This window comes from Plasticicumulans sp., assembly GCF_035331805.1.
Classification (GTDB): Bacteria; Pseudomonadota; Gammaproteobacteria; order Competibacterales; family Competibacteraceae; genus Plasticicumulans.
In genome coordinates this window covers 1-2,357 of record NZ_DAOLKE010000463.1, presented here as the reverse complement: position 1 = coordinate 2,357, position 2,357 = coordinate 1, and the positions used below count along the sequence as shown (strand labels likewise).

The 2,357-nt window shown below is 71.7% G+C and carries 3 protein-coding genes; 1 reads left to right on the top strand and 2 read right to left on the bottom strand.

The window, feature by feature from the left end:
* Both PKE44_RS18415 and PKE44_RS18410 read right to left on the bottom strand, forming a co-directional pair.
* On the bottom strand, positions 1-940 hold a 940-nt coding region (locus PKE44_RS18415), incomplete at its 3' end, for a Clp protease N-terminal domain-containing protein (protein WP_324554150.1).
* 69 nt (positions 941-1,009) lie between these two features.
* Entirely contained in the window at positions 1,010-1,630 is a 621-nt protein-coding gene (locus PKE44_RS18410) for a GNAT family N-acetyltransferase (RefSeq protein ID WP_324554147.1), read from the bottom strand.
* 129 nt (positions 1,631-1,759) lie between these two features.
* Here PKE44_RS18410 and PKE44_RS18405 point away from each other — a divergent pair.
* Positions 1,760-2,357 (top strand): metal-dependent hydrolase (locus PKE44_RS18405; protein ID WP_324554145.1); only part of this gene is annotated, 598 nt, incomplete at its 3' end.

Below are 2,357 nucleotides of genomic sequence, written 5' to 3'. Positions count from 1 at the left end.
TGGCGCCGATGCAGTGCAGCTCGCCGCGCGCCAGCGCCGGCTTGAGCATGTTGCCGGCATCCATCGCGCCTTCGGCCTTGCCGGCGCCGACCATCGTGTGCAGCTCGTCGATGAACAGGATGATCTGGCCTTCCTGCTTGGCGAGATCGTTGAGCACGGCCTTCAGCCGCTCCTCGAACTCGCCGCGGAACTTGGCGCCGGCGATCAGCGCGCCCATGTCGAGCGACAGCACGCGCTTGCCCTTGATGCCTTCCGGCACCTCGCCGTTGACGATGCGCAGCGCCAGCCCCTCGACGATCGCAGTCTTGCCGACGCCGGGCTCGCCGATCAGCACCGGATTGTTCTTGGTGCGCCGCGCCAGCACCTGCGTGACGCGGCGGATCTCGTCATCGCGCCCGATCACCGGATCGAGCTTGCCGGCCTCGGCGCGCGCGGTCAGGTCGATCGTGTACTTCTCCAGCGCCTTGCGGCTGTCCTCGGCGTTCGGGTCATCGACCTTCTGGCCGCCGCGCAGCTGCTCGACCGCCTTCTCGATCAGCGGCTTGCTGGCGCCGTGGCGGCGCAGGATCTCGCCGAGCGTGCCCTTGTCCTCGACGGCGGCGAGCACGAACAGCTCCGAGGAGATGTACTGGTCGCGGCGCTGCTGCGCGAGCCGGTCGGTGAGGTTCAGCAGGTTGACCAGCTCGCGCGCGAGCTGCACGTCGCCGCCGTGGCCCTCGACGCGCGGCAGCCGGTCGAGCGCCTCGCCGATCTGCGCGCGCAGGGTCTGGACGTTGGCGCCGGTCTGCGCGAGCAGCGGCCGGACCGTGCCGTCCTGCTGGTCGATCAGCGCCGCCATCAGGTGCAGCGGCTCGATGAACTGGTGATCGCGTCCGACGGCGAGCGACTGCGCGTCGCTCAGCGCCATCTGGAACTTGCTGGTGAACTTGTCCATGCGCATGTGCGGATTCCCCCGGGGCGGGTGTGGGATGCGGGTCTGCTCCCGGAAATGAGGGGATGGACCGCGGAATCAAGGCGGTGTCACGAGAAATGCCGATCCGGCCGCCGGCGGACCGGCACCGGCGCCGGCCGGGCGGGCGTCACGGGCCAGCCGGTACAGCACGTGCCGGCGCAGCGGATGCCCGGCCGGCAGCTGCGGATGATCGAAGTCGCCGTCCGGGTCGTGCTGCATGCCGAGCCGCACCATCAGCGCCCGGGAGCGCACATTGCCGATGGCCGTGAACGCGACGACCCCGGGCAGCCCCAGCGGTCCGAACGCATGCGCGAGCACCTGCCGGGCCGCCTCCAGCGCCAGCCCGCGCCGCTGGTACGGCCGGGCCAGCCGCCAGCCGATCTCGACCGCAGGCAGGAAGGGAGCGGCGAATTCCGGCCGGTTCAGGCCGGCGCAGCCGATGAACGGCGCGACTCCGGGCAGCTCCAGCGCCCAGAAGCCGAAGCCCTGCCCGTCCAGCCGCGCCCGGATCGCCGCCATCCGGGCGCGGCTCGCGGCGCGATCGAAGGGTCCGCCGAGCCAGTAGCCGGCTTCGGCATCGGCGTCGAGCGCCGCAAACGCATCGAGATCATCATCCCGCCAGCCGCGCAGCTGCACGCGCGGGCCGGACGCCGGCAGGACCGGTACGGAAAATGGCATGGTCTGCCTCCCCGATCCCGCCCTCCCGGGCGGAGCGCCTGTACCACCGGCAACAGCCGGGCCCGGTGAACACCCCGCGCCCGTCTGCAGTCGATTCCGTTTTCCCTGTCCACGAGCCTGCCGCCGCCGATGGATTCCGTCACCCAGATCGCCCTTGGTGCTGCCCTCGGGGTCGCCGTGCTCGGCCGGCAGGGCCGCGTCTGGCGCGCCGTGCTGACCGGTGCCGTCGTCGCGACGCTGCCCGATCTCGATGCCTTCATCGATCACGGCGATGCGATCCGCAACATGACGCTGCACCGGGCCGAAAGTCACGCGCTGTTCTGGCTGACGCTGGCGTCGATCCCGCTCACGGCGCTGGTGGTCGCCATCTGGCGCGAGCCCGGGCTCTGGCGGCGCTGGTGGCTGGCCGTGTGGCTGATGCTGCTCACGCATCCGCTGCTCGACACGATGACGATCTACGGCACGCAGCTCGCGCTGCCGTGGAGCGACGAGCCCTGGGGCATCGGCAGCGTGTTCATCATCGACCCGCTGTACACGCTGGCGCTGCTGATCGGCACCGGCGTCGCGCTCGTGCGCCGGGCCGATGCGCGCGGCCGGCGCTGGAACGCCGCAGGGCTCGTGCTCTCGACGCTGTACCTCGGCTGGGGACTGGGCGCGCAGCAGCTCGCGCTCACGCGCGCCGAAGCCGCCCTCGCCGCCGCCGGCCAGCCGGCCGTGCAGGTGCTGG